The organism is Streptomyces marinisediminis (assembly GCF_026262575.1).
GTDB classification, from domain to species: Bacteria; Actinomycetota; Actinomycetes; order Streptomycetales; family Streptomycetaceae; genus Streptomyces; species Streptomyces marinisediminis.
In genome coordinates this window covers 1-394 of record NZ_JAPKFL010000124.1, presented here as the reverse complement: position 1 = coordinate 394, position 394 = coordinate 1, and the positions used below count along the sequence as shown (strand labels likewise).

General features: G+C 75.6%; 1 protein-coding gene. It reads right to left on the bottom strand.

Annotated features, from left to right (window positions below; all coding sequences use genetic code 11):
• On the bottom strand, positions 1–394 hold a 394-nt coding region (locus OSB71_RS24360; RefSeq protein WP_265950965.1), incomplete at both ends, for an acyltransferase domain-containing protein.

Here is a 394-nt window from a genome sequence, read left to right as displayed (position 1 = left end):
CCCGGCCTGGGTGTACTGGGTCTGGTCCAGCAGCTCCGCGCCGTCGAAGACCACCTCGCGCACGGAGGCGTCCAGGTGGCGGTCCAGCTCCGCGCACACCGCGTCGAAGGCGTCCGCGAACACCGGGAAGGCGTCGTACAGCTCCCGGCCCATCCCGGCCCGCTGGGAGCCCTGACCGGAGAACAGGAACGCCGTGGCGCCGGACGTGCCGGTGGCCGACAGGGCCGCGCGGGCGGCGCGGTGGCCGTCCGGGGCTTCTTCGAGGATGACGTGGGCGTTGGTGCCGCTGATGCCGAACGAGGACACGCCCGCGCGGCGCGGCTCCGCACCGGCCGGCCAGGCGCGGGCGTCGGTCAGCAGCTCGACGGCGCCCGTGGACCAGTCCACCTCGGCG